The 5,850-nt window shown below is 46.1% G+C and carries 4 protein-coding genes; 1 reads left to right on the top strand and 3 read right to left on the bottom strand.

Going from position 1 to position 5,850, the window contains the following annotated elements:
- Positions 1-898: BRO-N domain-containing protein (locus tag CCU_RS10010; protein WP_330369875.1), on the top strand; the 898-nt coding region annotated here is incomplete at its 5' end.
- Positions 899-987: 89 nt separating this feature from the next.
- Here the strand turns inward: CCU_RS10010 and CCU_RS10005 are convergent.
- The 3 genes from CCU_RS10005 to CCU_RS09995 form a co-directional block, all read right to left on the bottom strand.
- Complete coding sequence (locus CCU_RS10005) at positions 988-2,337, bottom strand: MATE family efflux transporter (RefSeq protein WP_015534556.1); 1,350 nt, start codon at positions 2,335-2,337, stop codon at positions 988-990.
- Positions 2,338-2,631: 294 nt separating this feature from the next.
- Entirely contained in the window at positions 2,632-3,789 is a 1,158-nt protein-coding gene (locus CCU_RS10000) for an FprA family A-type flavoprotein (RefSeq protein ID WP_015534555.1), read from the bottom strand.
- Positions 3,790-4,072: 283 nt separating this feature from the next.
- A partial coding sequence (locus CCU_RS09995; protein WP_208896157.1) for a diguanylate cyclase occupies positions 4,073-5,850 on the bottom strand: 1,778 nt, incomplete at its 5' end.

Genomic DNA, 5,850 nt, shown 5'->3' with positions numbered 1-5,850 from the left:
TTTTTATGTATATGATGAGAATACTTCCTCGACTGTTCCTGTTGAGGTATCAGATATACCAGAGTTAAGCGAACAGGAACTTGAATTTATATATGATGATAAAGTCAGAAAAGTATGGCACTCACAGGAGGAGGAATGGTATTTTTCCATAATTGATGTAATTGACGTTTTGACCGATAGTTCCGACCCAAAACAATATGTAAAAAAGTTACGATCCCGCGACCCAGAATTATCAGCTAACTGGGGTACAATTTGTACCCCTATTCAAATGATAGCCGCTGATGGTAAAATGCGTAAAATCCAAGCAACCAACACACATGGGCTATTGAGAATTATCCAGTCCATTCCGTCAAAAAAGGCTGAGCCATTCAAGCAATGGCTGGCAATGGTAGGCAAACAACGTCTGGACGAGGAAGTTGATCCTCAGATTGCTATAGATCGTGCTATAGAATCATACCGCAACAAAGGATATTCTGAAGAATGGATAGCCCAGCGTATGCGTGGGATAGAGATTCGCAAAGATATGACCAATGAGTGGAGACGTGCCGGCATTACCGATTCCAGACAGTATGCTTCTCTTACAAACATACTTACTGCCGCATGGTCAGGAAAGACAGTGAAAGAATATAAAAAGTTTAAGGGACTGAAAAAAGAAAATCTCAGAGACAATATGACTAACACAGAGCTTGTCCTGAATGCTCTTGCAGAGATATCAACAACAGAGATATCAAAGGCAACTAATCCTCAAGGTATAACCGAGGCCACAGATGCTACCATCCAAGGTGGCAATATTGCCAGAAATGCACGTGAATCCCTTGAAAAGCAGATAGGGCGCAGCATACTATCCCCATTAAACTCCAACACTCCCAAGCTGCTTGATGACAGCAAGGAAAAGTAATATAACCCGAATATGTCACAACTATAAAATGCGTATGAATCCTCAGACAACAGTCTCGGTTATTTATACGCATTTTTATCTTTTCCATATCACACCGTTCCCGCAGCAATCTTCGCCGTGGACTTCTTCACGCAGTAGAGACATGTCGGCAATATGTAAACGGTCGCTGTGACCCACGCCGTCTGGTCAGCAAAACAGATGGCCGTGAATCCAAATGTTCCGGCAAATCCAAGGCTGACTATGATCCTTGCCAGCATCTCCGTGACGCCGGAGAATATGGCACGGCCGGAATATCCCAGGCCCTGTGTCACCATTCGTGCAACATTCAGTATTCCAAGGCTCCAGTAGAAGCAGCCCATACATCTGAGATACTTGGCAGATGCGTCAAGCACATCCACTGCGCTCTTCTTGACAAATATCATGGAGAGCGGTCTTCCAAATATTATCATCACAAGTCCTGCGACTATACCGTATTCAACTGCAACAGCAATCGCCTGCCACAAGCCCTGCTTTATACGCTTTGCCTGTCCGGCGCCAAGGTTCTGGCTGCAGAACACAGATGCCGCCGTTGCAAATGCATCAAATGGACACATAGTGAACTGCTTTATCCTCATACCGGCTGTGAAGCCTGACACATACACACTTCCCAGCTTGTTATTTGCAGACTGCATGACCATACTTCCTATGGCAGTTATGGAAAACTGCAGGCCTGTCGGAATTCCCATGACGAGAAGTTCCTTCACTGCAGATCCCTCTATCTCCCTGTCCTCCGCCTCAAGATGCATGATCTGAACCTTCTTGAAGATATATACAAGACACAATATTCCACTCACCGCCTGTGCCGTGATGGTTGCTATAGCCGCACCGGCGCAGTCCCATTTGAGGACAACTATACAGAACAGGTCAAGGAATATGTTGAGTATTGCCGAGAACGCCAGAAACATGAACGGCGTTCTGCTGTCTCCCAGAGACCTGAGCACACTTGACAGATAGTTGTACATGAGTGTGAACGGAATTCCCAGGAATATAACTATAAGATAAGCATATGCCTTGTCATATATATCCTGCGGAACCGAAAGCAGATGAAGTATCTGATTACAGCACACCGAACATACAATCGTGACTATCAACGCTATGATGCCCGTCAGCACCGCGCCGTTAAATATATACTTTCTCATCTTGTGCAGATTATTTGCACCAAAAAACTTTGCAACAGGAACACCAAATCCTGTGCAACAGCCCATACAGAATCCCAGAACCAGAAACTGTATACTGCTGCTTGCTCCAACTCCCGCCAGAGCCTTATCTCCCAGTATCTGCCCCACAATAGCCGCATCTATTATATTGTACGTCTGCTGGAGCAGATTGCCGAGCAAGAGCGGGGTGGCAAACTGCAGCATCAGACTGAGGGGCTTACCGGAAACCATGGACTTAGCCATGTCTTACACCTTCCTTACATTATTGATAGGACGGTGAGTTGCCAATTCTATCTTTGAACACAGAGCTGCTATACATATCATTCGCTGGGTCGCTTCCGCTTATTTCGCCCTGCAGCGGTACTAATGTGCCGCCTCACAGCGCCACCTAAGGACCGGCGGGCTCAAATTCCCTGCTCACGATATGTATAGCAACTCTGTGTAACAACTTTATTGTAGCAACTCACCTGTTAGATGAATAATAACTACGTATGTAAGTCGGTTTCAGACTTACTTTATGTTTATTATCCTTATCTCTTATAACAGTTTTCCAGCCAGCGCCTCGAGTGCTGCCACATCCGACTGCTTGAACGCAGACCTTATGGTCACGTGCTCGTCCACAATCTCTATATCCTTCATCGCTGACATCTGTTCCTTCATGAGCTTGGCTGCCATTGGAGCCCACGAACCATTCTCAATGAATGCCACTTTTCTCTTCTGGTACGCCTTCATCTTCAGGTGGTTGATGAAATCCGCCATGACAGGCATCACACCACCATCATATGTTGGGGCTGCCAGAACCAGTCTGTCGTATCTGAATGCATCCTCTATACACTCTGCCATGTCATCTCTTGAGAGGTCTGATATCGCAACCTTTGGAGCACCCTTCGCCTCAAGTATCTCCGCCAGTTTCTTTGCAGCCTTCTCTGTGTTGCCATGGAGACTGCAGTATGCGATGAAGATTCCCTCATCCTCAGGTGTGTATGTTGACCACAGCTGATATTTGCCTATGTAATATTCAAGATTCTCTGTGAGGATTGGTCCGTGGAGTGCACATATCTTCTGGATATCCAGTCCTGCTGCCTTCTTCAGAAGTGCCTGTGCAGGCATTCCATACTTTCCTACTATATTGAAGTAATATCTTCTCGCCTCGCATGCCCAGTCCTCGTCGGTATCCAGAGTGCCGAACTTGCCAAATGCATCCGCTGAGAAGAGTATCTTCTCTCTCTGTTCATATGTGACCATAACCTCAGGCCAGTGGACCATAGGAGCCATGAAGAACTGGAGCGTATGGCTTCCAAGTGAGAGTGTCTGTCCCTCCGCAACTGTCACGCTTCTGTCAGCCACAGGAACCTCGAAGAAATTTGGAAGCATTCCGAAAAGCTTGGCATTTGATACGATCTTGATATCCGGATACTTCGCAAGCACATCACCAAGATTGGCGGAATGATCCGGCTCAAGATGGGATATGATGAGATAATCCGGCTTTCTGTCGCCAAGCACCTCTGCCACATTTGCAAACCACTGGTCTGCACACTTTGCATCCACCATGTCCATGATAGCGATCTTCTCGTCCATGATGACATATGAGTTGTACGCTATTCCGTTTGGCACGATGTACTGATTCTCGAACAGGTCTATGTCCTTGTCATCCACACCCACATAAAATACTGTGTCTGTTACATTCTTAAGCATTGTATATCCTCCTTTTGATCCTAAGTATCTAATATAAATAATCCACGTTGTGTCCACATGATATAATGAGCATTGCGACGGATGCGCTTGCGCAAGACGTCATAATGCGAATGTCCTCATTGAGCCGACAGGCGATATGATATAATGAGCGCAAGTGAGCCAACATGCTTGCATGATTGGCGAGCGGCGAATTGGATCATGACAGTTAATTATAACATACTAAATGAAAATAGAGAATCAGCACATAAAACCTGATTCTCCATTTTTTGATAATTTTTTATTATTATCTGCTTACCCTTCTCTGTATCTTCTCCTGATACATGCTGTGATCCGCTTCCCTCACATACTCCTCAAGGGTTTTATCACCATCCGGGGCTGTTATAACATAACCTATACTAAACTCCAGGGCAAATGGAAGCTTCTCCTGTGCAGCTATCTCCCTGGCTTTCTCAAGGATCGCCGTCTTTCTTTCCTCAGGAGATTCCGTCTCATCATATATAGATATGGATACAAATTCATCTCCGCCGTATCGAACCGGAATACTGCTTATTCCGCCTCCACCTGCTATGGCTCTTGCGGCACTCCTTATGGCTTTGTCTCCGTACTCGTGACCATAAGTGTCATTTATATATTTGAGCTTGTCCATATCGGCAAACATTATGAGAAGTGCCCTGCCCTGACCCGCAGCCTTGTCAAATGCCCTTGCGGCGATCTGTCTCATACCTTCCCTGTTGTATATCTGGGTAAGTGGATCCTTTATGGATATCGCCGTAAGCTCCTGATTGATCTGCTCTAGCCTCCATTTGTTGAACAGGTTTATCATGGCTACATTCACTTCGCTCATTACAGTTGACCAAAGCTGCTTATCCATGAGGTAATATCCATTTTCGACACAGCAGAACCCAACTGCCTTTTCTCCAAAATGAAATGGCGCAAATAAAAATATATTGCCGCCTGCCTCATCATCCAGAAGAGGAAACATACTATGGTATGTATCGTCACCGTCATCAGCTATGCCCTGCCTGTACACGATCTGCATTCTCTGAGGATAGCCTTTCACAGCAAATACATCCTCATCGTATGCTGCTGAGAGAGTCGGGCCAGCTTCCCCCATCTCCACAAGGGATCTGTCGACAACCATAACGCATTTCTTACACTCTGCCTGTGAATATGCCGTCTGTACACATGGATAAAGGCCACTGTAATCACCACATTTGCTGAGCAAATGCGTGAAGTCAAGTGTGCTCTCATCTATCTCCTCGCGTTCCACAACTCCCATTATATAATTCTTCAGGTACTGTCTGCCGTTCAGCATAGCATCCGTGCCACAGCCACAGCTCTCCGTAAATATACAATTATAATCTATATAAGAGCTGGTATCCGGATTGTTTCCCGCCCAGATATTCAGCATGATCTCTGCAGCCGCAGCTCCGATCTTCTCACGGATCCTGCTCACCGTTGTTATGCGCGGCGTATAGTACGCTGCTTTATCAAAGTTGTCGAATCCTGTAACCTTAAAATCCTTTGGCACTGAAAGTCCAAGTGCTTCAGCTCTGTTGCATACACCCACAGCCAGGTTGTCATTTGCACAGATTATTGCATCCGGAAGGATCTTCTTCACTATCTCCCGTTCTTCCAGCCTTCTATCGTCCATCTCCTCATTATTCGAAGCCTCGGCATTCGGAGCAGAATCCGCAAAGCTGCCACTGGTTATCTCACCGTACACCTCCGCAGGGCCGCCGTAATCCGGTCCGTCCTTCTCGTGTTTTATACACGTATGTCCATGTGCTCTGAGCAGCTCCTCGAATCCCGTCACACCGTCATTGAAACCAAAATCTCCAAACAGGACATCCTCATCATCCACAGTCAGGCCATATTCATCCATACAGTCCCTGAATGCCCGGCATCTCTCCTGAGCCTCATAGTTGTCCTTCGGTCCGGCAAGATACCACACCTTCTTCGCACCGTGTTTCTCTATCATATGCCGAGTCATGTCATACATGGCATCATAATTGTCTATACCCACAAAATGCAGACCATCAAAAGCAGTCTCGAGGCTTA

This window comes from Coprococcus sp. ART55/1 (assembly GCF_000210595.1).
GTDB lineage: Bacteria > Bacillota > Clostridia > Lachnospirales > Lachnospiraceae > Coprococcus > Coprococcus aceti.
The sequence above is the reverse complement of the archived record's forward strand: the minus strand, read 5'-3'. Positions and strand labels throughout refer to the sequence as shown.